19 protein-coding genes and 1 pseudogene are annotated in these 25,823 nt (G+C 54.3%); 10 read left to right on the forward strand and 10 right to left on the reverse strand.

Annotation, left to right across the window (positions count from 1 at the left end):
* Positions 1 to 42: 42 nt before the first annotated feature.
* Positions 43 to 1,068, reverse strand: a complete 1,026-nt coding sequence (locus WH50_RS02855; RefSeq protein WP_110185935.1) for an NAD(P)H-quinone oxidoreductase — start codon at positions 1,066 to 1,068, stop codon at positions 43 to 45.
* A 301-nt stretch (positions 1,069 to 1,369) separates the two neighbouring features.
* Between WH50_RS02855 and WH50_RS02860 the strand changes: the two genes are divergently transcribed.
* Positions 1,370 to 1,996, forward strand: coding sequence for a hypothetical protein (locus WH50_RS02860; protein ID WP_104154783.1), 627 nt, complete (start codon positions 1,370 to 1,372; stop codon positions 1,994 to 1,996).
* Between the two features lie 77 nt (positions 1,997 to 2,073).
* Here the strand turns inward: WH50_RS02860 and WH50_RS02865 are convergent, their stop codons facing one another.
* Both WH50_RS02865 and WH50_RS02870 read right to left on the reverse strand, forming a co-directional pair.
* On the reverse strand, positions 2,074 to 2,580 hold the full coding sequence (locus WH50_RS02865; RefSeq protein ID WP_110185936.1) for a DUF1993 domain-containing protein: 507 nt from the start codon (positions 2,578 to 2,580) through the stop codon (positions 2,074 to 2,076).
* A 52-nt stretch (positions 2,581 to 2,632) separates the two neighbouring features.
* Positions 2,633 to 3,256, reverse strand: a complete 624-nt coding sequence (locus tag WH50_RS02870) for a TetR/AcrR family transcriptional regulator (protein WP_110185937.1) — start codon at positions 3,254 to 3,256, stop codon at positions 2,633 to 2,635.
* A 391-nt stretch (positions 3,257 to 3,647) separates the two neighbouring features.
* Between WH50_RS02870 and WH50_RS02875 the strand changes: the two genes are divergently transcribed.
* Both WH50_RS02875 and WH50_RS02880 read left to right on the forward strand, forming a co-directional pair.
* On the forward strand, positions 3,648 to 4,865 hold the full coding sequence (locus WH50_RS02875; protein ID WP_110185938.1) for an MFS transporter: 1,218 nt from the start codon (positions 3,648 to 3,650) through the stop codon (positions 4,863 to 4,865).
* Between the two features lie 347 nt (positions 4,866 to 5,212).
* On the forward strand, positions 5,213 to 6,229 hold the full coding sequence (locus WH50_RS02880; RefSeq protein ID WP_110185939.1) for a sensor domain-containing diguanylate cyclase: 1,017 nt from the start codon (positions 5,213 to 5,215) through the stop codon (positions 6,227 to 6,229).
* Between the two features lie 48 nt (positions 6,230 to 6,277).
* Here the strand turns inward: WH50_RS02880 and WH50_RS02885 are convergent, their stop codons facing one another.
* From WH50_RS02885 to moaA, 3 genes and pseudogenes are all read right to left on the reverse strand, one after another.
* A complete protein-coding gene (locus WH50_RS02885; protein ID WP_110185940.1) occupies positions 6,278 to 7,177 on the reverse strand; it encodes a LysR family transcriptional regulator in 900 nt (299 codons plus the stop codon).
* A gap of 128 nt (positions 7,178 to 7,305) precedes the next feature.
* Positions 7,306 to 8,205 (reverse strand): annotated as a pseudogene (locus WH50_RS02890) (bestrophin family protein).
* A 21-nt stretch (positions 8,206 to 8,226) separates the two neighbouring features.
* Complete coding sequence (gene moaA / locus WH50_RS02895) at positions 8,227 to 9,231, reverse strand: GTP 3',8-cyclase MoaA (RefSeq protein ID WP_110185941.1); 1,005 nt, start codon at positions 9,229 to 9,231, stop codon at positions 8,227 to 8,229.
* Between the two features lie 478 nt (positions 9,232 to 9,709).
* Here moaA and WH50_RS27215 point away from each other — a divergent pair, with 478 nt between their 5' ends.
* From WH50_RS27215 to WH50_RS02930, 6 genes are all read left to right on the forward strand, one after another.
* Positions 9,710 to 9,880 (forward strand): hypothetical protein, encoded by a 171-nt coding sequence (locus WH50_RS27215; RefSeq protein WP_341476818.1) that lies wholly within the window; start codon positions 9,710 to 9,712, stop codon positions 9,878 to 9,880.
* Positions 9,881 to 9,898: 18 nt separating this feature from the next.
* The gene (locus WH50_RS02900; protein ID WP_341476819.1) at positions 9,899 to 12,037 is read left to right on the forward strand and encodes an FdhF/YdeP family oxidoreductase; all 2,139 of its coding nucleotides are present in this window, start codon (positions 9,899 to 9,901) and stop codon (positions 12,035 to 12,037) included.
* Between the two features lie 899 nt (positions 12,038 to 12,936).
* On the forward strand, positions 12,937 to 14,019 hold the full coding sequence (locus tag WH50_RS02915) for a hypothetical protein (RefSeq protein ID WP_110185943.1): 1,083 nt from the start codon (positions 12,937 to 12,939) through the stop codon (positions 14,017 to 14,019).
* A 27-nt stretch (positions 14,020 to 14,046) separates the two neighbouring features.
* A complete protein-coding gene (locus WH50_RS02920; protein ID WP_110185944.1) occupies positions 14,047 to 15,237 on the forward strand; it encodes a toxic anion resistance protein in 1,191 nt (396 codons plus the stop codon).
* A gap of 20 nt (positions 15,238 to 15,257) precedes the next feature.
* Positions 15,258 to 16,808, forward strand: coding sequence for a VWA domain-containing protein (locus WH50_RS02925; protein ID WP_165838285.1), 1,551 nt, complete (start codon positions 15,258 to 15,260; stop codon positions 16,806 to 16,808).
* A complete protein-coding gene (locus WH50_RS02930) occupies positions 16,809 to 17,420 on the forward strand; it encodes a hypothetical protein (protein ID WP_110185946.1) in 612 nt (203 codons plus the stop codon).
* Between the two features lie 120 nt (positions 17,421 to 17,540).
* Here the strand turns inward: WH50_RS02930 and gcvP are convergent, their stop codons facing one another.
* From gcvP to WH50_RS02950, 4 genes are all read right to left on the reverse strand, one after another.
* A complete protein-coding gene (gene gcvP / locus WH50_RS02935; protein WP_110185947.1) occupies positions 17,541 to 20,438 on the reverse strand; it encodes an aminomethyl-transferring glycine dehydrogenase in 2,898 nt (965 codons plus the stop codon).
* Between the two features lie 328 nt (positions 20,439 to 20,766).
* On the reverse strand, positions 20,767 to 21,162 hold the full coding sequence (gcvH, locus tag WH50_RS02940) for a glycine cleavage system protein GcvH (protein WP_110185948.1): 396 nt from the start codon (positions 21,160 to 21,162) through the stop codon (positions 20,767 to 20,769).
* A gap of 103 nt (positions 21,163 to 21,265) precedes the next feature.
* Positions 21,266 to 22,549, reverse strand: a complete 1,284-nt coding sequence (glyA, locus tag WH50_RS02945) for a serine hydroxymethyltransferase (protein WP_110185949.1) — start codon at positions 22,547 to 22,549, stop codon at positions 21,266 to 21,268.
* 71 nt (positions 22,550 to 22,620) lie between these two features.
* A complete protein-coding gene (locus tag WH50_RS02950; RefSeq protein ID WP_110185950.1) occupies positions 22,621 to 24,006 on the reverse strand; it encodes an L-serine ammonia-lyase in 1,386 nt (461 codons plus the stop codon).
* A gap of 633 nt (positions 24,007 to 24,639) precedes the next feature.
* On the opposite strand from WH50_RS02950, the gene gcvT reads away from it, so the two are divergent.
* Entirely contained in the window at positions 24,640 to 25,761 is a 1,122-nt protein-coding gene (gcvT, locus tag WH50_RS02955; protein WP_110185951.1) for a glycine cleavage system aminomethyltransferase GcvT, read from the forward strand.
* Positions 25,762 to 25,823 lie beyond the last annotated feature (62 nt).

Below are 25,823 nucleotides of genomic sequence, written 5' to 3' on the forward strand. Positions count from 1 at the left end.
AATGTTACTCAGGCGTGCTGGTGTCGTTATTGCGCCCGGGCTTTACTGTTCACTGTCCACCAGCAGCATGATCTTGCCGGTATGGCTGCTGCTCTCCATCAGGGCATGGGCCTTGCTGGCTTCTTTCAACGCAAAACATTTGAAGATTTGCGGTCTGATTTCCCCGCGGTTCAATAACGGCCACACCTTTTCTTCCAGTTCCACCGCAATCTCCGCTTTTTCTGCCACGCTGCGCGGGCGAAGGGTGGAGCCGGTGTGCACCAGACGCTTGACCATGAGGGGCAACAGGTTAAGCCGTTCGACGGCTCCGTGTTGGGTGGCGATCTGTACAATGCGGCCAAACTTGGCGGCTACCTGATAGTTGCGAGGGACATAGTCGCCGCCGACCATATCCAGAATCACATCGGCCCCTGCGCCACCGGTAAGCTGTTTCACTTCTTCGACGAAGTCCTGGGTTTTGTAGTTGATGGCTGCGTCGGCTCCCAGCGCGATGCAGCTGGCTGCTTTGTCATCAGACCCGACCGTGACGATAACCCGCGCACCGAAAGCTTTGCCAAGCATGATGGCGGTCGTGCCGATGCCAGAAGAGCCACCGTGTACCAGCAAGGTTTCGCCGGACTTAAGTGCTCCGCTCTGGAAGACGTTAGTCCAGACGGTAAAGAAGGTTTCTGGCAGAGCTGCCGCTTCTGTCAGTGAGTAGCCCTGGGGGACTGGCAAGGCGTTGCTTTCGTGAACGGTACAATATTCGGCATAGCCACCCCCTGCGACCAGTGCACAGACCTGATCGCCCAGCTGGTAGCGGCTCACCCCTGTGCCCAGTGCCACGACTTCACCGGCGATTTCGAGCCCAGGAAGATCAGATGCACCAGGTGGTGCATAACCCCCTTTGCGTTGCATGACGTCCGGCCGATTAACACCCGCAACTTTTACTTTGACCAGCACTTCACCTGCATCAGGAGAAGGCAGGGAACGTTGTGTTGGTACAAGAACATCCGGGCCACCGAATTCACGGATGGCAATTGCCGTCATCTGTTCTGGCAGGTTGGAACTGTTGTGGTTGTCGGTCATTGATATTTGGCCCTGGTTTACCGGCAGGTTTATTTCCACTGTTGCCCGCGCCGTGGTTTGCAATGGCTGCTCTGGCGCTACACAGCTACTTGGTAGCCTTCAGTTGGTGGCAGTAGATGTATATATCAAGTTACATGGTCAATCCTGACCAAAGCCTGAAAAATCTGGAACATATGGAAGCAGGGTGGCCGCGGGCACTGTGGTATTGTTTCCGGCCCACTGAAGACGTCATCCTGTTGTCACGGGGTTGGTTCAGAATGGGTGGGTAATTAACGTCTGGCTTGTTGGATGTCGAAGTACCATGACAAGAAATACAGCGCTGTTCTTTGGTGTGATCCTGCTGCTACCGTTCCTGCTGACCATCTGGCTTGATGTGTTGCCGACAGATCAGGCCATGAGCATCATTCGTGAAGATGGGCCAGTAGAGAACCTTTCCGCAGCCGGCTATTTTGTATGTGCGTTACTGACCTTGTTACTGGCCGGACGTCTCAGGTTTCCTCTGGTGTTTATTTTTCTGCTGGTGTCGCTGGGTTTACGAGAGCTGGATCTGCAGTATTGGATTGCCCCCCTATACCGGGGCGGCTTTGAAAAGCTGGCACTGTGGTGGCAGCTATTAATTGTCGCCTATGGAGCGACGCTCGGTACGTGTCTGTTTCAATTAGCGCGATATTGTGCGAAGCCTTTCGTTAAAGGCCTGTTTGAGTTCAGTCCGGCGGCGGTGGCCACATTTCTGGCGGCTCTGGCCATGGTGTTGAGTACGATGCTGGATGCGGGAAATGGTGCCGTACAGATATTTGATCTGACAATGTCTGGCTATACGCGAAACTATCTCGAAGAAACCGTGGAAATGTTTATCCCGGTATTCTTTATGCTGTCGCTATTGATTTTCTTCCTTTCCAATCCCTTTGCTCATTTCAGTAAACATTAATCCGTCATAAACAGGAAACCCGGCGCGATGCCGGGTTTTCTGTTTATAGCCGTGGTGAAATTAGCTGACCACTTTCGTCAGATATCGCCCAGATAATCCCGCTTACCTATATCCACACCGTTGTGTCGCAGAATCGCGTACGCAGTGGTCAGGTGAAAGTAGAAATTAGGCATGGCGAAGTTCAGCAGATAGCTCTTGCCACTGAAGCTCAGTTCACGACCACCAATTTTCAGAACGACGGTACGATCTTCACTGCCATCAACATCTGCAGCCGCAATACCCTGAATAAAGGTCAGCGTCTTTTCAATGCGCTCCTGCAGATCATCGAAGGTCACTTCGGCGTCGGCGAAGGAGGGGACTTCAACGCCAGCCAGCCGGGCTGCACAACCCTTGGCTGAGTCACTGAGAATCTGAATCTGGGCAGATAGAGGAAGCATGTCAGGTGCGAGGCGGGCATTGACCAGAACCTCTGGTTTGATGCGACGGATCTCGGCGTTGGTGACCGCCTTTTCAAGAATGGCTGAAAGGTTTTTCAGACCACGAACAAACACGGGAATTGAAGCTTCGTACATCGACACAGACATGGTGCGTCTCCCTGTGGGCATGGGGGTATCACTCTTCAGTGGAGTGACTTTTTCAGGATGACGGCCATGCCCGCATAGCCGCCATCGCAATATTCAACAATACATCTGCTGTGGCGCCATCTCGCGCCTGCATGGTCATGCCTTGCATCACCGTGCCGTAAAATCGTGCCAGTGCAACGGCATCGGTATCGGCGGGTAAATCACCGTCCACTTTGCCTTTCTCGATACGAGCAATAATTTCCTCTTCCTTGCGTGCCCGGTAGCGCGCAACGGCTTCCTGAACTCTGGCAGAACCTACTGAACAGTTAGTGGCAGATGTCACGACCATGCAGCCAGGGGGATGGTCAGGATTAGCCAGCTCATTGGCTGCATTGGTAAGGACTTTCTGGATAGCTTCTTTGGCTGTAGTGCCATAACTGAGCAGGCAGCTCAGTGAGGTACCGGGGCCTTCATTCAGATAGTGCTCGATTGCTGCCAGAAACAGCTGCTCTTTGTCACCAAAGGCACTGTATAAGCTAGGAGGATTGATTCCCATGGCGCAGGTCAGGTCACTCAGAGATGTCGCCTCATAGCCCTGTTGCCAGAACAGGCGCATAGCAGCATCAAGTGCTTTGTCCCGGTCAAAAGCGCGGGGACGGCCACGTGGTTTGGGAGGACAGGTGCTTAGTGTTTTCATAGCGATCGATATTAAAATGGCCTGAGGAGGCTTGCAAGCCCCAGGTTGAACAAAAATTGATCTGTTACAAATGTAAAAGAGTTAGCATTTCCCGGTTTCAAGAAGCCACCTGCCAGTATTCCCATTAGCTGCCTGGGTTCGGCAAAATATCCTGACGACACAGGATGGGAACGAGCGCTGAGTTTTCTTACGCAAAGTAAGATTACTAACCCGATGCTGTTTGTTTCTTCATGGCAACAGACTGGCTGGGGCAAAACGGCATGATTACCGAATAATTCTTCCCGAGGTCATTGGCCTTTGGATGTAGTTGCAACATAATCTCACAGATTCACTCATCTTGAAGCCTCTTCCACTGGCTTCAACTTTTCTCATCTGTTTCAAGATACATCACATGAACGATTCTAGGACTCAGGTTGCCACGCCCTACGGTGTCGGCTTTGCCGAGCTGGCGCTGGCTATTGGTGGCCTTGCCATCGGTACTGGTGAGTTTGCTGCCATGAGCATCTTGCCGGATATTGCCGACGACATGGGAACATCTGTACCAAAGATGGGGCATATGATCAGCTCTTATGCCTTTGGCGTGGTGGTTGGTGCACCGCTGATTACCATTCTGTTCGCACGGGTGCCCCGGCGCATCATGTTGATTTGCCTGATGCTGCTGTTTGCCGTGGGTAACCTGCTGAGCACCATCACTGATAGTTACAGTGCCGTGGTGCTTTCACGTTTTGTCGCGGGCATTCCTCACGGTGCCTATTTTGGTCTGGCTGCACTGGTGGCTGCTTCGCTGGTACCTCCTGACCATCGTGGCAGGGCCGTGGCCAAAGTCATGCTCGGGCTGACCATCGCCAATATTGTTGGTGTTCCGTTCGCTACTTGGTTAGGTCAGGCTCTGGGCTGGCGCTCGGTATTTGTGATCGTGGGTGTGCTTGGCATATTGACGGCGACCATGGTCCGGCTGTGTGTTCCGGTCGTGCCCCATGAAGGTGCCAGTCCGGCAAAAGAGCTAGGTGTATTCAAACGCCTGCAGGTGTGGTTGACACTTGGCGTGGTAGCCATCGGCTTCGGCGGGGTCTTCTCGATCTACACTTACATCACACCCACGCTGGTTAATGTCACGGGTCTTGCTGAGTCATCCGTACCCCTGGTGCTCGGGCTGTTTGGTGTCGGAATGACGGTGGGTAACCTGATTGGCGGCTGGTTCACTGATCGGTCGCGCATCTGGACCATTATTGGTGTGCTGATCTGGAACGCCATCGTGCTGTCGCTGTTTACTCTGGCTGTCCATCAGGTCTGGAGCGCTGTGCTGATTATCTTCCTTATTGGTATTGGTGTGGCTGTGGTCCCTGCAGCACAGACCCGATTGATGGATGTAGCTGGGGATGCACAGTCAGTAGCGGCAGCCCTCAATCACTCGGCTTTCAATATCGCCAATGCGCTCGGTGCCTGGTTTGGCGGTGTGGCGATCAGCCTCAATTATGGCTGGCAGTCGACTGGCTGGGTCGGTGCCTATCTGGCGTTGGGTGGGCTGATGGTGATGATCGTTTCGGTGTTGTTCGAGCGACACTCAGCCATGATGGGGTACAGCAAAGAGGAGCTACAGGCTTCGTAACCCATATCCAGATATCGATTCATATATATCATTCATTTCAGGAAAGCCTCCGCCAAATAGCGGAGGCTTTTTTATTTAAGCTGGCTGACAACGATTGATTTGAAGCAATGTCTGTTTAGACAGCTAATTGAGTTTTTCCCTGTGTGAATGAACTCCAAGCTGTCATTAGAATGGGAAAAACTGACACATCCCCGCCCAAGGCAAATTCTATACTTCGCTGTTATCTGATTCCTGATTGCTAATGAGGAGCCGCTGACTAAATAGCATCCACTGATGCTCTTTCGGCTCTGATTAGTCCGGTCATTATCGATATTGGCCGGAATTGGATCTGCAATTACAGGTGTGGTATGTCGTTAAAACCTGACCTTAGCTTACCCTCGCGTGAGCAATTACTGAGCATCATTCAAATTCAATCGGATGTGGCTAAGTTGGGTCTGGATTTTTACCAGGTCATGTCTCTGGTAACTGAACGTTCTGTTGACCTTATTCAGTCAGATGGCGCCGTCATTGAGTTGCAGGAAAACGACGAAATGGTCTATCGGGCTGTCTATGGTATGGCCGATGGTCTGTTAGGATTGCGCCTGGCGATTAAAAACAGTTTGTCTGGACTGTGCCTGACCAGTGGACAGATCCAGTATTGTGCCGACTCCGAGACTGACCCTCGCGTTGATCGCGCGGCCTGTCGTCTGACGGGGATTCGCTCCATGATGGTGGTGCCTTTGCGCTATGCCGACATCACCGTAGGCGTGCTCAAGGTGATTTCGAAAACCACTGACTCCTTCAATAAAGTCGATGAAGCGGTGCTGGGAATACTCTCGGATGTACTGGCTGCCCACATGTTCTATGCGGCGAAATACGCCATGAGTGATCTGTATTACAAGGCAACGCACGATGAAATGACGGGGCTGGCTAACCGGGCGCTGTTTTTTGACAAGTTCCGTTATCATCTGGCACAAAGCATTGCCCATGGCCGAGCAATCGGGTTGCTGATCATCGACCTTGATGACCTTAAAAGGATCAATGACAGCTATGGGCACCGTGCGGGCGATGCCGCCATCTGCGAAGTGGCCAGACGCATCAGTGAAGGGGTCAGCAATACTGACTTGCTGGCAAGAATAGGCGGGGATGAATTCGTTATTATTCTGCGTTCTGAGGCGGCACTGCTACGTATAGATCGGTTTATTCGCCAGCTTGAACACCTGATTAGCGGCGACTTCGTGTTTGAATCCTGTCCGCTTTCCCTCAGTGCCAGCATTGGTTATGCCGTCGCTCCCGATCATGGGCAGGAAATCGCCAGTCTGATTGAGGTTGCTGATCAGGCCATGTACTCACTCAAGCGGCAGAAAAAAGACGGCAAGCCTTGAGTACCCTCTGACGTATCGCCTCCCAGCGGACACTGGCGTTGTTCCCGCTTATGACACGAAGTTCTTGTCTGCCCAGATGGTCTTGGCCTCCATAAAGCAGCGCTCTGCCAGCGCAGACCGAGGTTCATTACGCCGAATCAGTAACCCAATCGGAGCATGAACGGTGGCATCGGCAATAGCGGCAATACGCAAGCTGACATTGATGGATTCATAGCCGCCCTGCAAAGGCATGATGGCGCAGCACAGACCCGAGTTGACGGCCTGTATCAACTGAAAGGTTGAGTCACTCTCCAGCAGGATATGCGGTGTGATCCCCCGGCCACGGAACGCCAGATCAATGGACTGGCGGAAGTGCATACCCCGTGTCAGCAAGCCAAGGGGAATAGAGGCGAGTGCCTCCCAGGGCAACTCATGCTGGTCAAAGGCAAAATGTGCAGGGTTGTAGAGTAACCCCATGGTGGTTGAGGTCAGTTCGATGACATCAAAGTAGCTGGTGTCGATCTGATCAAGATAACAGAGCCCCAGATCCAGAAGGTTGCGACTCAGGCCATCAATAATTTGCTCGGAAGTCAGGGACGACAGTTGAAAGCGCAGTTCAGGGTAGCGTTGCGACAAGGGTGTCAGCAGCTGCATCGGGTCCATGCTATACAACGGGACCATGCCCAGGCGCAGATTGCCAACCAGCTGGCCCCGACAGTTTGCTGCCTCTGCCTGCAGTCCATCGTGGGCGGCAAGCAGGGTTTTGGCCCAGGCCAAAATGCGTTCACCTTCTTCAGTAAAGCCCTCAAAACGTTGGCCCCGGGCGACCAGTACCAGATCCAGCTCTTCTTCCAGATTACGCAAACGCATTGACAGTGTCGGCTGAGTGACATGACAGAGCGCCGCAGCCTGACCGAAATGACGGGTTTGGTCGAGAGCAATAAGGAATTTAAGCTGTTTGATATCCATCGAACGGTCTCCTGGTTGATAGGCGCAATCAGGACGTCCCGGTCCTCGCTGGTGGGCGAAGTATACCGTGCCAGAAGCCGACGGGCTTGTTGCTCTGCACAAATAGGGCAAACGGTGTGCATATCTATTCAATTCAGTACATGGTCGATGGGCACCAGAGCGGGTGGCAGCTCGGTGTGCCCGAGACTGTCGAGTATTTCCCGCTCCACGGTGCGTACCAGTGCATCGGTGGGCAGGTCATTGTCATCATGACCGAAAGGGTCTTCGAGCTGATCACTGATGGCATCCAGACCAAAGAAGGTGTAACTGACGATGGCGGTGAAAACCGGTGCCAGCCAGCCCAGCGGTTGCGCCATCACAAAGGGCAGCAGTACGCAAAACAGATAGATGGTCCGGTGCAGCAACAACGTATAGGGGAAAGGCAAGGGCGTGAACTAGAGTCGCTCGCAGACAGCCTGAGCTTCAGACAGCCCTGTCAGGCGTTGCTCGAGAGTGATGTAACGCCATTCGCTGATCTGTTGCTGCGCCGCTAGTTCTGAGCAGCGATGGCCGATCTGGCGCAGAATGCCTGCGCTGACGTGAATGCCATACTCTGCTTCAGGGCAGGATAACCACTCACGTGCGGCTTCGAATTCATCTTCATTGCGTAAACGGGCATTGAGTGCGTGGGTGTAGCCGCACAACGCTGACAGCAACGAGGCTCGTGTAGCCGGGTCGGTGATAACGACACTTTCACGGATAAAAGAGCGCACCTCCACCAGCACCTTGCCCCAGGCTTTCCGGCCTTCCCACCAGCGGTCATAACAGGCGTTATTGCGAAAGCTCATGAAGATGGAGAGGGAAATACCCAACAAGGTGAAAGGAGTGGCACTGAAGTGAGAAAAGAACTGCGGGTGTTGCCCTTCGATATAGACAATCAGCGAAGCCAGCAGGGTTACCATGACAATCTGTACGGCTATCTTCCGGGCGATGGAGCCACGCAGGGTGGTTAGTATACTGATGAAATTGGGCTTGGGTGCAACGATCATAATCGGGTGCCTGCGCTGGGATTAACCGCCGGTCATGTTCATGAAACGGACGATTTGCACCTCGTTATTGACTTCAAAGTGATGACGATATGGTTTGTTGGCCATGGCACTGATGATGGCGTTATCGAGCAGAGCATCATCGCCAGGCGCGCTCCGCAATACCTCGCGCAGATCCTGAGAATGCTCATTGCCCAGACAAAGCAGAAGCCGACCTTCGGCCGTCACTCGGACGCGATTGCAGCTACTGCAAAAATGGTGGCTGTGGGGGGAGATAAAGCCGATACGTATGTCAGGTGCTTCTGCTATGCGCCAGTACCGTGCTGGCCCGGCAGTATTGTCCGTTGCCGCCATCAAGCTGAATTGCTCTGCAATGCGGGCTCTTACCTCATCACTGGAGCAATAGGTGTCGCCACGCTGGTGATCACTGATGGTGCCCAGTGGCATTTCTTCGAGAAAGGCCAGATCAAGCTGGCGTTCAATGGCAAACCGGACCAGCTCATTGACCTCAGTATCGTTGCGGCCGCGCATGACCACCGTATTGAGCTTGATATGCCGGAAGCCCGCTGCTTTAGCGGCATCAATACCGGCAATCACCTGATCCCGGTCGCCAGTGCGGGTCATGGCCCTGAACAGTGAGGGATTCAGGCTGTCAAAGCTGATATTGATGTGGTCGACACCGGCATCGAACAGCGGGGTGGCCAGCGTGGGCGACAGCGCTCCATTGGTGGTAATGCACAGTTCCTTGAGGCCATCGAGACGGGCTATACGTCGGCAGAGGTCAACAATACCCTGCCTGATCAGAGGCTCTCCGCCGGTCAGGCATATCTTGCGTGTGCCCAGAGCGACAAAGCGTTCAGCAACACGTGCCAGCTCATCCAGACTCAACACCTGTTCTCTGGGCAGGAAGCGCATATCGTCAGCCATGCAGTACACACAGCGGAAATTACAGCGGTCGGTGACAGAAAGCCGCAGGTAGTCGATCTGACGCTGAAAAGGGTCGACCAGTGCATGCCGGATGATGCTCATTCAGTACCCCTTTTCCGTGTTGCCGGTCGTTTTTTTGTGGAATATCACGTATCACACTGAATACAGCCTTTAGTTCGGGAATTGTTTGATTAATCCTGTAACAGGTCAAATCGAAAAAGCTGACTGAGTAATAAAGGCTATCTATCATGAATTGAAGTGATTTGTTTTTGGGTCGTTTTATTTTTCCGTAACTCTTATTGATAGACGCCATCAATGATGCCGTCATTACTTTCGATTGGACGGCCGCTCATTACTGGTCGTAGGCTATTAATACAGGCGATCCGTGAATCGATGCGACGTAAAAAGATCCAGGCCTAATCGCTATTTGTCCTTTTAACAAGGCATTTGAATATGGCTTATTTCTCTTTATGTCTGCGCCTCAATAATTCCCTTTCCATAGAAACAGAGCCAAAGCGTTAATTGGATCTCAATTAAAGTTGAGCTGAAACGTAAATGGCCTAATCGCAGAGATATCAAGATGAATGAAAAAGGTCATATTCGTCCCTATGGTGGCCCGGCGGCAGGATGGGGCGCATTGAAAAGCGTTACCAAAAGCTGGTTAGGCAGTGAGAATGCCTTCAAGAACCTGAAGGCCATGCTCAAGACCAATCAGAGCAACGGCTTTGACTGCCCGGGCTGTGCCTGGTGAGAATCCAGTGAAAGTGCTCTGGTAAGGTTCTGTGAAAACGGCGCCAAAGCGGTGAACTGGGAGTCTACCGGGCGCTCCGTGGACCAGGCGTTTTTTGCCAGATACAGTGTCAGTGAGCTGGCCCGGCAGACGGATTACTGGCTGGAGTATCAGGGGCGCCTGGCACAGCCGATGAAATATGACCGTACTACCGATCACTATGTCCCTGTCAGCTGGGATGACGCTTTTACCCTGATCGCCGATCATCTGCATCGTCTGGAGTCACCTGATCAGGCCGAGTTTTACACCTCCGGTCGGGCCAGCAACGAGGCGGCTTTTCTTTATCAGCTATTCGTCCGAGCATACGGCACCAACAACTTCCCGGATTGCTCCAACATGTGCCATGAAGCCAGTGGTGTCAGCATGAAGGAGACCCTCGGGGTGGGTAAAGGCACGGTGGTGTTTCACGATCTGGAACTGGCTGATGCCATCTTTGTTATCGGTCAGAACCCGGGGACCAATCACCCCCGCATGCTGGAGCCGCTGCGTGAAGCGGTCAAACGCGGTGCACAGGTGGTGTGTATCAATCCGCTGAAGGAACGGGGTCTTGAGCGCTTCCAGCATCCGCAGCATCCGCTGGAAATGCTCAGCAATCGCTCTGAGCCCACCAGCAGTGCCTACTTTCGGCCTGCGCTGGGCGGGGATATGGCGATGTTCCGCGGCATGGCCAAGTTCCTGCTGAAGTGGGAGCGTGAAGCGGAGGTGACAGGGGCTCCTGCCGTGTTTGACCATGCCTTCATCAACAAGCACACCTCGGGGCTGCAGCGGTATCTGGCTGAAGTGGATGCCACTCCGTGGGAGCATATTGAGGCACAGTCAGGGCTGACGCTGGCGGATATCGAGCTGGCTGCACGCATCTACTGTCGGGCCGAGCGTGTCATCATGTGCTGGGCGATGGGGCTGACACAGCACCGTCACTCCGTACCGACGATTCAGGAAGTGATCAACCTGCAGCTGTTGCGCGGCAATGTGGGTAAACCCGGAGCAGGTCTGTCGCCTGTGCGTGGCCACAGTAATGTGCAGGGTGATCGAACCATGGGCATTGATGAGCAGCCGCCCGCATGGCTGCTGGATGCGATTGAGCAACGCTTTCGGCTCAGGGTGCCGCGTGCCCACGGACACAATGCCGTGCGGGCCATTCAGGCGATGGAGGAGGGGCGGGCCAAGGTATTTGTTGGTCTGGGTGGCAACTTTGCCCAGGCCACGTCTGACACCCGACGAACCCACGATGCCCTGCGACAATGTGCCCTGACCGTCAATATTGCGACCAAACTCAATCGTTCACATCTGGTTACCGGGCATGATTCGCTGATTCTGCCTTGCCTCGGGCGTACCGAAATCGATATGCAGGTGGAGGGTGTTCAGGGCATTACCGTTGAAGACACGTTTAGCATGGTACATCTGTCGTTTGGTCAGCTGCCGCCCCATTCAGTCGAGCTGCGCTCCGAGCCTGCCATTATTGCCGGTATCGCTAAAGCCACACTGGGTAACCATCCGGTTGACTGGGACTGGCTGCTGGAAGACTACAACCGCATCCGTGACCTGATCGCTGATACCATTCCCGGATTTCAGGACTTCAATCTTCGCCTGCAAAAGCCCGGCGGCTTCTATCTGGGGAACACCGCCGCGCAGCGTCTCTGGAAAACGGCCAGCGGCAAGGCGCAGTTTACCGCCACGACCCTGCCCGGACAGCTGGTCAACGAGCGGGTGACGGAGCGGGGTGATCAGCCGGATCTGATTCTGCAAACTATACGCTCTCATGATCAGTACAACACCACCCTGTACGGACTGGATGACCGTTATCGTGGCGTGTTTGGGCTGCGTGATGTGGTATTTGTTAATGAGCAGGATATTCGGCGGCTGGGCTTTGCACCGGGAGACAAGGTGGATCTGGTATCCCTGTGGGAAGACGGCAAGGAGCGGCGGGTAAGCGGGTTCCAGTTGGTGGCCTATGACATCCCGGAAGGGCAGGCGGCGGCCTACTATCCCGAAACCAATCCGCTGGTGCCGCTTGAGAGCTATGGTGACCGCACGTTCACGCCCACCTCGAAATTTGTCGCCATCAAGGTTGAAAAGGCTTCGCCCGGTAATCGGATTGCCACCATCGCTGCAGGTTAGTGCCGGGCTATGCACCCCGGTACGGATCAGCGTCAATGGCGGTACCAGGGGCAATGGCGGGCTCGTGGCACATGCTGGAGCAGTAGGGAAAGTTATTGGTGCCGAAGGCTGGGCAAACAGCTGATAGAGATAAGCGGCCTCGTTGGAGGCTCGGCCAGAGGTATAAAACGCCACCGAGTCAGGGGCCAGACTGCGCAGGGTTTGCCGATATCCGCAAAGGCGTCCACCCAGCTGACGGGCTGATTGGTATCGGAGGCACGGTCACAGGCCATCGGATGGGTTAAACGCAGCTCATAGCCGGAGCGATTCAGCAGGGTGGCGACAGGATGACGGGCGAAGTACTCCGGGGGGGCACGTTTGGAGGTGGCTTCCCAGGTAACGGTTTTGGCGCCGTTCTCACAGAACTGGAAGGTGGACTTGTGTTCTTTATTCGGCCAGGCGCAGCCGGGCAGTCAACGCCATCCGGCTGGTTGGTGCGTAACAGGGTCAGCGGTGCCTTACAGCAAACCAGACCGGAGGGCGAAGAATCTGTTATCGGGAGAGGCGGTATTCGGCGCCGCCGTAGCTGCTGTCGGAGTCCTAATCAATACACTTCAGGTACGAATCCTCAACTCAGGGTTAATAAGTATTCAACCCGGAGCCATCTTAAAGTTGCTAATGGACCTGCCCATAATCACGGCCATCGCTGTCACATTCACGACATCATTCACCTGATGGGGATTAACGCTATGGGCAAATGTGGCTAGCAATGGCATATCTCTCCGCCTGTCTCTGAATTGCTTCCTATATTTGGGTAGAATTTCGAGGCACTGCTGTGTACAGGTTGTTTTGACACAATTTTGAAATATTTATGCAATAAATTGTCTGAACGCTGAGTTACACGGAAGGTAGGGCGAAAGATGAAGCGATTGTTTGGCCCGCTACTGGCAATGGTATTGCTGGTGCTGGTCGGTATAGGTATTTGGTTTTCTGCCAGTGATCAGTGGGCCGCACGTAAACAACTGCATGTGGTCGGGCTGACGGGCAGTGAAAAACTGCCATTCTTTCAGGACCCTCAGGTCATCGCTGTGTTAGCTCAGCACGGTTTAGTGGTGGACGCCCGGCAAGCTGGTTCGCGCCAGATTGCAACTCACCCGGATCTGGATAAAGTCGATTTTGCTTTCCCGGCCGGGACACCTGCTGCTGCGCTGATCAGGCAGCAGAGACCGAAAGCGGTTGCTTTCACCCCTTTCTACGCTCCTATGGCCATCGCTACCTGGCAACCCATCACGGCAGTGTTGGAGCAGGCTGGGCTGGTGCAATCTCAGGGCAGTTATAAAGTGCTGAACATGAGGGCTTACCTCGATGCCTTCAAACACCAGTTGCGTTGGTCCGATCTGCCCGGCAACCGCAGTTATCCCTCGTCACGACAGATCCTGATCAAAACGACCGATGTGCGCAAAAGCAACTCGGCGGCCATGTATCTGGCGCTGATGGCGTATCTGATTAACCAGCAGCAGGTAGTCACCGACAGTGCCTCGGTCGATGGCCTGTTTCCGACAATCCAGCAGTTGTTTGTTGATCAGGGCTTTGTTGAAAGCAGCTCGCAGGTACCGTTCGACGACTATCTGGTGATGGGCATGGGGCACACACCGCTGTTGTTCATCTATGAGGCGCAGTACATCGGAGCTGCCCATGCCGAGCAGGGAGGCTTGCCACCCCAGGCAGCGTTGCTCTATCCGCAACCGGAGATCTTCTCCAAGCATGTGTTTCTGGCGCTGACGGAAGGGGGCAGGAAGCTGGGTGAGCTGCTGCAGAATGATCCGGAGTTAAAGCGGCTGGCCAACATTCATGGCTTTCGTAATGACCAGCGAGATTACTTCGATCAGCAGGTCAAATCGCTGGGGCTGCAACTGGCCCCCAGTTTCATTGATGTCATAGAGCCGCCCAGCTACGAAGTGATCGAAAGAGTCATCTCGCGTATTGAGTCGGCATATCAATAATCCTCAGGCAACGGACAGGAGTCAGCTATGAGCCATACCCCATTACAACCGCCTGCAGCAGTTGCGGCTGTCGCCGCAGAAGAAGCCTATGGCATGGTGCCGCTCTCGGCAGAGCAACGGGCCGATCTGGAGCAGCGTGTGGTTGGCTTCGTCAATACGGTTGTCAGTGCCGAGGCTGACTCCGCCGAGTTCAAGGAGCGGGTGTCGGCCATTCATAGTATGGGGAATGCCGAGCTTCGTACTGCGGTTTCAGTCTCCAATCGCATGATGGAGCGTCCTGTTAATGCCATTAATCAGGGGCTGATGGATGACAAGTCTCCTGTCGCGGGCGCGCTGGTTGATCTGCGCAATACCTGTGAGGAGCTTGATCCCAGCCGTCAGGGTAACCTGCTCGAACCTCGCAAGTTGTTAGGGTTAATACCCTTTGGCAACAAGCTGCGTGATTACTTCCAGCGTTATCAGAGTGCGCAAACACACCTCAATGGCATCATTCAGGCATTGTTGAATGGTCAGGACGAATTGCGTAAAGACAATGCCGCTATCGAGCAGGAACGGGCCACGTTGTGGACATTGATGTCCAGGCTTGAGCAGTACATTTTTCTCGGTAAACGTATTGATGAAGAGCTGGAGAGGCGCATTGCCGAGATTGAGGCGCAAAGCCCGGAGAAGGCACGCATCGTCAAGGAGGAAATGCTGTTTTACGTCAGGCAGAAAGTGCAGGATTTGTTGGTCAATCTGGCTGTCAACGTGCAGACCTATCTGTCGCTGGATGTGGTGCGCAAGAATAATCTGGAGCTGGTGAAGGGCGTTGATCGTGCTACTACCACCACCATTCAGGCGTTGCGCAATGCCGTGATGACGGCACAGGCGCTGGCGAACCAGAAGCTCGTGCTTGACCAGATCAATGCACTCAACACCACGACCAGCAGCCTGATTCAGTCAACTGCCGCACTGCTCAAGCAGCAGGGAAGTGAAGTGGCCAGGCAGGCCGCTGAACCTGCGGTGCAGATTGAGGCGCTGAAAGCGGCCTTCCGTGATATTTACGAATCCATCGACAACGTCAATAACTACAAACTTCAGGCGTTGGACACGATGAAACAAACCATCGGCGTGTTGGAAGCCGAGGTTGGCAAGGCCAAGCAATATATGTCTGAGCAGCGACAAAGCGCAGCGGTGGCTGCATTGGAGAGCAAGGATGCTACTGAGCTGAGTCTGTAGGAGGAGATATGGTGGTGGTCATGCGTTTGATGATCAGCCTGTTTGTGCTGCTGTTACTGACAGCCTGCAACAAGCAGGACACGGAGGTGATGCATGTGCTGGCGGGATCGGAGCTCAAGGATCTGGAGCCCTATCTTGAGCAGATCCGTGATGCAACGGGTGTGCAGCTGGCATTTGACTATATTGGCACGCTGGATGGTGCCGATCGTTTGATGCATGACAGCCGTTATGATCTGGCCTGGTTCAGCCATGGCAAATATATCGCGTTGACACAGGAGCAGGCGAAAAGCAGGCTGATTGTCGCTCAGGAAAAAATCATGCTGTCGCCGGTAGTGATGGGTATCAAGCGCTCTGTGGCTGCCCGCCTTGGGTGGGATGATAAGACCCCTGTCACCTGGCGGCAGATGGCCGAACAGGCCAGTGCGGGCAAGCTGGACTTCATGATGACCGATGCCACTGCGTCCAACAGTGGGTTTTCTGCGCTGTTTGGTTTGCTGGCGGCGTTTTCGCCCAATCCGGCGCAGCCTGATTTTGCGAATGTGGATCAGACGTTACTGCAGGCGTTCTTCAAGGGTAATACCGGACGCTCTGGCAGCTCAGGCTGGCTGGCTGACCGTTATGTCCAGGAGCAGCAGCACTTTGATGGCTTGGTGAACTACGAAAGTGTGCTGTTGTCGCTTAATCAGTCCGGTGAGTTACAGGAGCCACTGCTCTTGCTGTATCCGCAGGAGGGTATTGTCACGGCAGATTATCCGCTGATGCTGCTGAAGGCCGACAAGCGTGAAGCCTATAACCGTCTGGTGACCTATCTGACCTCTGAGGCTTTTCAGGCTCTGATTCAGGAAAAGACTTTCCGCAGGCCAGTCAATCGCAAGGTCAAACTCGCCAGCGAGTTCAGGAGCGGGCTGATTGAACTTCCGTTCCCCGGCACGCTGGAGACGGTTGATCAGGCGTTGTTCATGTTCCTTGACCAGAATCGTGTGCCGTCCTCATCGCTGTTCGTGTTGGATGTATCGGGTAGCATGGCGGGTGAACGTATCGCTCAGTTACGCGCAGCAGTGACCAACCTGACTGGCGTGGATACCACTCTGAGTGGGAAGTTCGCACGTTTTCGTGCCCGTGAGCAGCTAACGCTGATTCCCTTCTCAAATCAGGTACGTGATGAGCATAGCTTTGCCATCCATGATGTGCGGCAGGACAGTGGCGACATGATGGCCATCCGCAACACGGTGGCGGGTTTGGAGGCGCAGGGAGGTACGGCCATTTATGATGCTTTGCTGAGAGCCTATCAGGACATCGACGAGCAGTATCGGCAGGACCCGCAGCGTTACTACACCATCGTGCTGATGACCGATGGGCAGAATAACCAGGGCGTTGACTTCACTGCCTGGCGGTCATGGTGGCAATCGGCACCGGCCTATCTGAAGCGAGTGCGAGTGTTTCCCATACTGTTTGGCAGCGCCAGCAATGACGAAATGGAAGCTATCGCCAGTACCACTGGTGGGCGTACCTTTGATGCACGCAAACAGGATCTGGTGCAGGTATTCAAAGCGATCAGGGGATATCAGTAAGTGTCGGACCGGGCGTGGCGCTATCTCTATTCCAACAGCAATATTGCAGGTTGCCTGCTGGGCATCATCGGTATGGCGCTTTATTTCGGGGGCATTATTGCCGATTACTGGCTGGCCATCGTACTGGGGCTGTATGGCGTTGGTGCTCTGGGGGTGCCGCGCTCTCAGACCTGGGACCTGCGGCAGGAAATGTCGCAAAAAGAAGAACAGCTGCAGGACGCTTTGCAGAAAATGACACGCCGGGTGAAACCCAGGTTGACGCCTGGACTGGCTGCTTTGCTGCAGGAATTGAGCGATAACCTCAGTTATGTCATCGGTAAGACCGCTGAGTTCAATGCTTCACCCTTTCTGGTCCATTTCGTAACCCAAACTGTGACGGATTACCTGCCAACGGCTATTCAGCACTATCTGAATCTCCCTCCAGCGTACCGGCGATTGCATATAGTCAAAGAGGGGAAAACCAGCAGTGACTTATTTGGTCAGCAATTACAGTTGCTTCAGGACGAGACGTTAAAGGTTATCGATATCCTGCATCGTGAAGACATCAACGCCATTGAGGCTCATAGCCGCTTTCTGGCTGATAAATTCCGTGACTACGATCTGTTGTCCTGAAAGGATGAGTGAGTTTTGTCATCATGAAACAACAAAGCCCGGCATCTCTGCCGGGCTTTGCTTTTACTGGGGTGGTTCTTCTGTAACGATCATGTTGCTGCAGAAGGGTTGCCCGCGTTATCAGCGATAGCTGTCAACGCTTGGGCATGAGCACACCAGATTACGGTCACCGTAGACGTTGTCGATACGGTTCACGGTTGGCCAGTATTTGCTGGTGGGCGATACCCCTTTGGGGAAGATCGCTTCAGCCTGAGAGTATGCGCGCTCCCAGCCATCGGTCAGGTCACCCAGAGTATGAGGAGCAAGTACCAACGGGTTGCTTTCCGCAGACCAGACACCTTCCTGTACCTTGGCAATCTCTTCACGGATGGCAATCATCGCATCACAGAAGCGATCCAGTTCGGCCTTCGATTCAGACTCGGTAGGCTCGATCATCAGTGTGCCTGCCACAGGGAAGGACATGGTGGGAGCGTGGAAACCGTAGTCCATCAGACGCTTGGCGATGTCTTCTTCGCTGATACCGGAAGCTGCCTTGATCGGACGAATGTCGATGATGCATTCGTGCGCCACGTTGCCGTTTTTGCCGCGGAACAGCACTGGGTAGTGCGGTGCCAGACGGTTCATGACGTAGTTGGCGTTGAGAATGGCCAGCTGGGTTGCCTGACGCAGGCCAGCAGCCCCCATCAGCTTGATGTATACCCAGGAGATGGGCAGGATCAGGGCGCTGCCAAAGGGCGCAGCCGAAATCGCGGTGTTGCCTTCCACTTCCAGACCGTCAATGTTGTTGACCACATGGTTGGGCAGGAAGGGGGCCAGATGGCTCTTCACTCCGATGGGTCCCATACCGGGGCCGCCACCACCGTGAGGGATACAGAAGGTCTTGTGCAGGTTGAGGTGAGAAACGTCTGAGCCGAACTTGCCGGGCTGAGACAGACCTACCTGCGCATTCAGGTTGGCGCCGTCCATGTACACCTGACCACCGTGCTGGTGGATGATGTCACAGATTTCCACCACGTCTTCCTCGAATACACCGTGAGTAGAAGGGTAGGTGATCATGATGCAGGCCAGATCAGCAGAGTGGGCTTCTGCCTTGGCACGCAGGTCAGCGATATCGACGTTACCCTGTTCGTCGCACTCGACGATAACCACTTTCATATTGGCCATGGCAGCAGAGGCAGGGTTGGTACCATGTGCTGAGCTGGGGATCAGACAGATATCACGGTGATCCTGACCAATGCTGGCATAGTAGCGACGAATGGCGACCAGACCGGCGTATTCACCCTGAGCACCTGAGTTAGGCTGCATGGAAACCGCGTCATAGCCGGTGATTTCTGCCAGTGCGTCTTCCAGCTCTTTGATCATGGCATGGTAGCCACGTGTCTGATCTTTCGGTGCGAAGGGGTGGATATTGGCGAATTCGTTCCAGGTCACAGGCATCATTTCGCTGGTGGAGTTCAGCTTCATGGTACAGGAGCCCAGCGGGATCATGGCGTGAACCAGTGACAGATCCTTGTTTTCCAGACGCTTCAGGTAACGCAGCATTTCGGTTTCGGAATGGTAGCGATTGAATGTCTCATGGGTCAGGAAGGCACTGCTGCGCTGATAGGCGGCAGGAATGCCGGTATAGCTGTCAGTCACAATACTGGCATCCAGATCGGTGACGTTCAGACCATGGCCAGCGCCCAGCAGAACGTCAAACAGTTCCGCAACATCCGCAGCAGTCTTGCGCTCATCCAGGCTGATACCCAGCTTGTCGCTATCCAGCTTACGCAGGTTGATGCCTGCATCCAGTGCTGCCTGGTACAGTGCGTCTTGCTTCTCACCAGCAACCACAGTGATGGTATCGAACCAGGAGTCATGTAGCAGAGCCATGCCTTTCTGCTGCAGGCCGCGCGCCAGAATGGAGGTCAGGCGGTGAATGCGGCCAGCGATTTTCTTTAGACCTTCAGGGCCGTGGAAAGTGGCGTAGAAGCCTGCCATGTTGGCCAGCAGCGCCTGTGCGGTACAGATGTTTGATGTTGCTTTCTCACGGCGGATATGCTGTTCGCGGGTCTGCATGGCCATACGCAGGGCCATCTTGCCACGGGCATCAATGGAAACACCGATGATGCGGCCGGGCATGGTGCGCTTGTAGGCATCTTTGGTCGCGAAGAACGCGGCGTGTGGACCACCAAAGCCCATGGGGACGCCGAAACGCTGGGCAGAGCCGACAACGACGTCTGCGCCCAGTTCACCGGGAGACTTTAGCATCACCAGGCTCATCAGGTCTGCGGCTACGCAAACCAATGCTTTCTGACTGTGGGCCTGTTTGATCAGGGATTCCAGATCGTGCACTTCACCAGTGCTGCCGGGGTATTGCAGCAACACACCAAAGACTTCCTGACTGGCCAGTTCGGTGTAGGGATTGCCTACAACCAGCTCGAAACCAAAGTACTTGGCACGGGTGGCCAGCACATCGATGGTTTGCGGGTGCACGTCGGAGGCCACGAAGAACTTGTCGGTCTTCAGGCGGTTGGAGCGCTTGCACAGTGCCATGGCTTCGGCAGCTGCAGTGGCTTCGTCCAGCAAAGAGGCGTTGGCCAGCTCCATACCAGTCAGGTCGATGACCATTTGCTGGAAGTTCAGCAGACCTTCCAGACGGCCCTGGGAAATTTCGGGCTGATAAGGAGTGTAGGCAGTGTACCAGCCCGGATTTTCCAGCACGTTACGCAGAATGACAGGGGGCACGATAGTGTCGTAGTAGCCCATACCGATGTAGGACTTGTTGACGATGTTCTGGTCGGCGAGGCTGCGCAGGTAACCCAGCACTTCCTCTTCCGTTTTGCTGTCACCCAGATTGAGCTGAGTCTGCAGACGGATGCTGGCAGGCACGGTGTTGTTGATCAGGGCTTCCAGGGAAGGCTGGTCGAGGCTGGCCAGCATGGCATTGACGTCAGTGGCAGAGGGGCCAATGTGACGTTGAATAAAATCGTCGTGCTGCTCTAACTGCTGCAGACTCTGGTTGCTTAGGGTGCTCATCGTAGTACCTGTTTCTCGCAATGTGGCCGGAAGTGCTTCCCTGTATCAGTGGGATAGCCCGGACAACCGTAAAAAGGTCAATTTGCTGGGTCGGTAGCCCGGCCCGAAGCCCAATGGTTTTCGGTAAAGCCTGATCGGAGGTTCCGCTGAGATTTCACCGAGTATCCTGAAGATGAGCTGGGGCGCTCTCTTCAGGGTGTTTTGCCTTCCTTGGCATGTTGAATGGCGAGCTTTCTAATAGGACATGCTCATGATCGGTTGCGCATCGGCCACACGGCTTGAAGAACGGCCCTGGCGGCTTCTGCTCACGCGATCGCTGGCTGCATTCTTAGTGAGCTTCGTCTTCGACAACCTGAGTATAGTTGTCAGCGCTGAGCAGCTGAGACAATTCATCAGCATTGCTCAGGCATACTTTCAAGATCCAGCCTTCGGCATAAGGCTCGTTGTTGGTCAGTTCAGGGCTGTCGTTCAACGCATCGTTGACTTCAACCACCTCACCAGAGACGGGGGCGTACAGATCAGACGCTGCCTTTACAGACTCGATAACACCAAACTCTTCACCGGCAGCCAGCTCGCGGCCTACTTCTGGCAGCTCAACGAAAACGACATCACCAAGCAGTTCCTGAGCATGATCAGTAACGCCGATGGTGACGGTGCCGTCGCCGTTGTCCTGAATCCACTCGTGGGTATCGGTGTAAAGCAGGTTGGCTGGAATCTGACTCATTTTCTTTTCCTATGGGTTAAATACGGTCTATTTCTGACCGTCATTATTGAAAAAGTTGATTAAAGGAAAAATTTTCCCGCTATTATCCGGTTTTTCCCGCTAATTAGTAGTCGTATATAGGAAAGCGTTTGCACAGGGATTGGACTTCCCTGCGCACCCGTCGCTCAGTGGCATCGTCACCTTCAGGGTTCTGATGCAACGCATCCAGTACGTCATTGATCCAGTGGCCGATCTGACGAAACTCATTGCTACCAAACCCACGTGTAGTGCCAGCCGGTGTGCCCAGACGAATGCCTGAGGTCACCGTAGGCTTCTGTGGATCGAAAGGAATTCCATTCTTGTTACAGGTGATACCTGCACGCTCCAGTGCCTGTTCTGCCGCGGTGCCGGTCAGTCCTTTGCTGCGCAGGTCAACCAGCAGCAGGTGATTGTCACTTCCCCCTGATACCAGCTGGCAACCGCGTTCCAGCATGACATCGGCCAGTGCCTGGGTGTTGGCAATCACCTTTTCGATATAGCCGGTAAAGCTCGGGCGCAGTGCTTCGCCGAAGGCGACAGCTTTCGCTGCAATAACATGCATCAGAGGGCCACCCTGTAAGCCGGGGAAAATGGCGGAGTTGATCTTTTTCGCCAGCGTTTCGTCGTTGGTGAGGATAAGTCCGCCGCGCGGACCACGCAGGGTTTTGTGCGTGGTACTGGTGACAACATGGGCGTGAGGGAATGGGCTGGGATGATGGCCAGTGGCAACCAAACCGGCGATATGGGCCATATCGACCATCAGTATGGCGCCTACTTTGTCAGCGATAGCCCTGAATCGAGGAAAGTCGAGTACACGGGGATAGGCAGAGGCTCCAGCAATGATCAGGCGGGGTCTGTGTTCCAGTGCCAACGCTTCAACCTGATCAAAGTCGATAAGATGGTTGTCTTCTCTCACGCCATACTGCACGGCATTGAACCACTTGCCTGAGAGGGCGGGGCGCGCGCCGTGAGTCAGATGGCCACCGGCATCCAGTGCCATGCCAAGTATGGTGTCGCCGGGCTGCAGGAGTGCCAGCATGACGGCGCCATTGGCCTGTGCGCCTGAGTGGGGCTGAACGTTAGCGAACTGGCAGCCGAACAGTTTTTTCACCCGCTCAATGGCCAGACCTTCAGCAATATCGACGTATTCACAGCCACCGTAGTAACGCTTACTCGGATAGCCTTCGGCATATTTATTGGTCAGCAGGCTGCCCTGGGCATCAAGCACGGCTTGTGATACCAGATTTTCAGAGGCGATCAGTTCAATCTGATCCTGTTGGCGGTGACCTTCACCAGACAGTGCCTGGTGCAGGATCGGATCACTTTCCGTCAGTGACTGGGTAAAAAACGCAGCGATATTGTCTGACATGAAATGGCCTCTAACGCGGATAAAGGTTGCAGGGGGCATGTTTTTGAGCACACGTCCCCAGATGCATGAGATCAGCAGTTGACGACATTGACGGCCAGGCCGCCGGTGGAGGTTTCTTTATATTTTGCCTGCATATCCATGCCCGTCTGGCGCATGGTCTCGATCACGCTGTCGAGAGAAACGTGATGCTCACCTGACCCACGCAACGCCAGTCGAGCCGCATTGATCGCCTTCACAGCACCCATGGTATTGCGCTCGATACAGGGGACCTGCACCAGACCACCGATGGGGTCGCAGGTCAGGCCAAGGTTATGCTCCATACCGATTTCAGCGGCATTCTCGATCTGTTCATTCGTGCCGCCGAGTACTGCGCAAAGTGCACCTGCGGCCATGGAACAGGCGACACCGATTTCACCCTGACAGCCTACTTCAGCTGCAGAAATGGATGCATTGCGTTTGTACAGCATGCCAATGGCCGCGGCGACCGTGAGGAAGTTGATGATGCCTTCTTCATTGGAGTTGGGGATAAAGCGGTCGTAATAGGCCAGTACCGCCGGGATGACGCCTGCAGCACCATTGGTTGGCGCCGTCACTACACGCCCGCCTGCTGCATTCTCTTCATTGACGGCCATGGCGTAGAGGTTGATCCAGTCCATGACGGTCAACTGATCCTTGAAACCTGCTTCCGGGCGTTCGGTCAGCTCTTTATAAAGCTTGGCGGCGCGCCGTTTGATTTTCAGCCCGCCCGGCAGCTCACCGGTTTCCTTGCAGCCCCGACGGATGCAGTTATCCATGACCTGCCAGATGTTCAGCACACCCTGACGAAACTCGTCCTCACTGCGCCAGGTCTTTTCGTTTTCACGTACCAGCTGCGCCAGTGTCATCTTGTGCTCTTTGCACAGGGCCAGCAGTTCCTGTGCGTTACGGAACGGGTAGGGTACGTCATCGTCCCGGCGGGTGCGGTCTTCACTGCTTTGTTCTGTTTCTGGTTCAGACAGCACAAATCCGCCCCCTACTGAATAGTAGGTTTGTTGGTGCAGGATGATGCCAGCGCTGTCGAAGGCTCTCAGCTCCATGCCGTTAGGATGCTTGGCGAGAAAGTGGGTGAAATGGAACACCAGATTATCTGTCTCGTTAAAAGGAATCGGGCGCTCTCCGCCCAGCATCAGCGCACCCGAGCTGCGTAGCAGTTCAATCCGGTGGTTGACCTGATCGGGGTCTGTCAGGTCGGGGCGTTCCCCCATCAAACCCAGTAAGGTGGCTACATCCGTTGCATGGCCCTTGCCTGTGAGGGCCAGAGAACCATAGAGATGAGCATCGACACGAGCGGTGCTGGCAAAAACATCGCGGTCTTTCAGTTCCTGAATAAAGCGAAAGCTTGCCCACATGGGCCCCACGGTATGGGAGCTGGAGGGGCCAATGCCGATTTTGAACAGATCAAACACGCTAAGTGACATACGCTCTGTGCCTGTGCTACGGGTGGCTCTGCTACTGATTCCTGCAGCGCGAGCCAGATTTTTATGGTTGTGCCTCACTTTCCATGCGGTACCACCTGCATAGTTGCTGCCTCTCGGGATAGAAAGATGGCTGCATCTCTTTACTTGGGGTGGTTGTGAGGCTTATTGCAGTGCTGATAATGACAATCGGTACGGCAGGTCTGATGCTCAAGTAAGTTTCCTATTGGAAACTTGCCGCATCTGCAGTAGTTCAATCATCAGTACTAATCTGCTCAGTGTGCTCTGATGAGATGGCAGTATAGGGGAGTGCTCAACGTTGCTGCAGGGGGATGGATTAATAGAAGCATTAGCATAATTAATGATTTGGCCGCCTGGGCTCATATTAGAATGCCTCTCCATCGCTGGATGTTGATCACTTTTGGTTGATTGAGTTTCCAATAGTGAACGTGATGCTGTTGAGTTCTCCCTCAACTAGACTTAGGCTTGCGTGCATTCTGCAAAGTGCTGCTGGCAGTGAATGCGTAGCACAGTCAATGCTGATGAAAGATCGTTAATGGGCACGGATCTCAAAATTGAGGCAAGTGCATAGAAGATTGGAACCAGATCCTGTCTGGTGCTGCTCTGGAGTACGTCATGTCTGAACAAAACCTGCTGAAAACACCTCTTTTTGCACTGCATGTCGAGTTAGGTGCCAAGATGGTTCCCTTTGCCGGGTACGAGATGCCTGTCCAGTATCCAATGGGTGTCAAAAAGGAGCACGAGCATACTCGCGAAGCAGCAGGTTTGTTCGATGTGTCTCACATGGGGCAGTTGAAGCTGCATGGCCCGCAAGCGGCGTCGTTGCTTGAGCAGCTGGTGCCTGTAGATATTCAGGACTTGCCTCTGGGCAAGCAGCGTTATGCACTGTTTACCAATGATCAGGGTGGCATCCTTGACGATCTGATGGTTGCCAATTTCGGTGATCATCTGTTCGTTGTGGTGAATGCCGCCTGTAAAGATCAGGATATTGCTCATCTTCGCAGTCATATTGGCGAGCAGGCGACCATTGAGGTGCTTGATGATCGTGCTTTGCTGGCGATACAGGGGCCGAAAGCCGCCGAGGTAATGGCGCGCATCAATCCTGAACTGGCCAGAATGGTGTTCATGGATGCTGGCGTCTATGAGTTGCTGGGTATTGAGTGCATGGTTAGCCGCTCTGGCTATACCGGTGAAGATGGCTACGAAATATCCGTGCCTGCCGCTGATGCCGAGCGTTTCTCTCGCGAGCTGCTCAAGCATGAAGAGGTGGCTTTTATCGGTCTGGGCGCACGCGACTCACTGCGCCTGGAGTCAGGTTTGTGCCTGTACGGCCACGACATTGACACCACCACCTCGCCTGTCGAAGCTAGCTTGCTGTGGGCAATCTCCAAGTCACGTCGTCAGGACGGTGAGCGTGCAGGTGGATTCCCCGGAGCGGCAACCATTCTCGAGCAGATTCGCACCAAAGAAGTGTCACGCAAGCGCGTTGGACTGAAAGGTGAAGGTCGCGCCCCTGTACGGGAAGGCACTGAGCTGGTGGATGCGGATGGCAAGGTCATTGGACAGGTGACGTCGGGTACCTTTGGTCCGACGGCTCAGGTTCCGGTAGCCATGGGCTACGTTGCCACCGAGTACGCAGCTGTTGGCAGTGAGGTCTTTGCTATGGTGCGTGGTAAACCCCTGAAGATGACCGTTGCCGCGATGCCTTTTGTGCCACAGCGTTACTACCGTGGCTAATCAGGATCAGATGGCTTAGCAGGCTGTTGAAAAACGTTATCGAGGCAGCCGAGACAAGAAAA

The organism is Pokkaliibacter plantistimulans (assembly GCF_003194385.1).
Classification (GTDB): Bacteria; Pseudomonadota; Gammaproteobacteria; order Pseudomonadales; family Balneatricaceae; genus Pokkaliibacter; species Pokkaliibacter plantistimulans.

Bases quoted from the DNA above. Each gene is read 5' to 3' on its own strand.
- WH50_RS02925 (WP_165838285.1), top strand. From the start codon at position 15,258: ATGCGTTTGATGATCAGCCTGTTTGTGCTGCTGTTACTGACAGCCTGC.
- WH50_RS02885 (WP_110185940.1), bottom strand. From the start codon at position 7,177: ATGGATATCAAACAGCTTAAATTCCTTATTGCTCTCGACCAAACCCGT.
- gcvH (WP_110185948.1), bottom strand. From the start codon at position 21,162: ATGAGTCAGATTCCAGCCAACCTGCTTTACACCGATACCCACGAGTGG.
- WH50_RS02880 (WP_110185939.1), top strand. From the start codon at position 5,213: ATGTCGTTAAAACCTGACCTTAGCTTACCCTCGCGTGAGCAATTACTG.
- gcvT (WP_110185951.1), top strand. From the start codon at position 24,640: ATGTCTGAACAAAACCTGCTGAAAACACCTCTTTTTGCACTGCATGTC.
- WH50_RS02860 (WP_104154783.1), top strand. From the start codon at position 1,370: ATGACAAGAAATACAGCGCTGTTCTTTGGTGTGATCCTGCTGCTACCG.
- WH50_RS27215 (WP_341476818.1), top strand. From the start codon at position 9,710: ATGAATGAAAAAGGTCATATTCGTCCCTATGGTGGCCCGGCGGCAGGA.
- moaA (WP_110185941.1), bottom strand. From the start codon at position 9,231: ATGAGCATCATCCGGCATGCACTGGTCGACCCTTTTCAGCGTCAGATC.
- glyA (WP_110185949.1), bottom strand. From the start codon at position 22,549: ATGTCAGACAATATCGCTGCGTTTTTTACCCAGTCACTGACGGAAAGT.
- WH50_RS02920 (WP_110185944.1), top strand. From the start codon at position 14,047: ATGAGCCATACCCCATTACAACCGCCTGCAGCAGTTGCGGCTGTCGCC.
- WH50_RS02950 (WP_110185950.1), bottom strand. From the start codon at position 24,006: ATGTCACTTAGCGTGTTTGATCTGTTCAAAATCGGCATTGGCCCCTCC.
- WH50_RS02915 (WP_110185943.1), top strand. From the start codon at position 12,937: ATGAAGCGATTGTTTGGCCCGCTACTGGCAATGGTATTGCTGGTGCTG.
- WH50_RS02865 (WP_110185936.1), bottom strand. From the start codon at position 2,580: ATGTCTGTGTCGATGTACGAAGCTTCAATTCCCGTGTTTGTTCGTGGT.
- WH50_RS02875 (WP_110185938.1), top strand. From the start codon at position 3,648: ATGAACGATTCTAGGACTCAGGTTGCCACGCCCTACGGTGTCGGCTTT.
- WH50_RS02870 (WP_110185937.1), bottom strand. From the start codon at position 3,256: ATGAAAACACTAAGCACCTGTCCTCCCAAACCACGTGGCCGTCCCCGC.
- gcvP (WP_110185947.1), bottom strand. From the start codon at position 20,438: ATGAGCACCCTAAGCAACCAGAGTCTGCAGCAGTTAGAGCAGCACGAC.
- WH50_RS02855 (WP_110185935.1), bottom strand. From the start codon at position 1,068: ATGACCGACAACCACAACAGTTCCAACCTGCCAGAACAGATGACGGCA.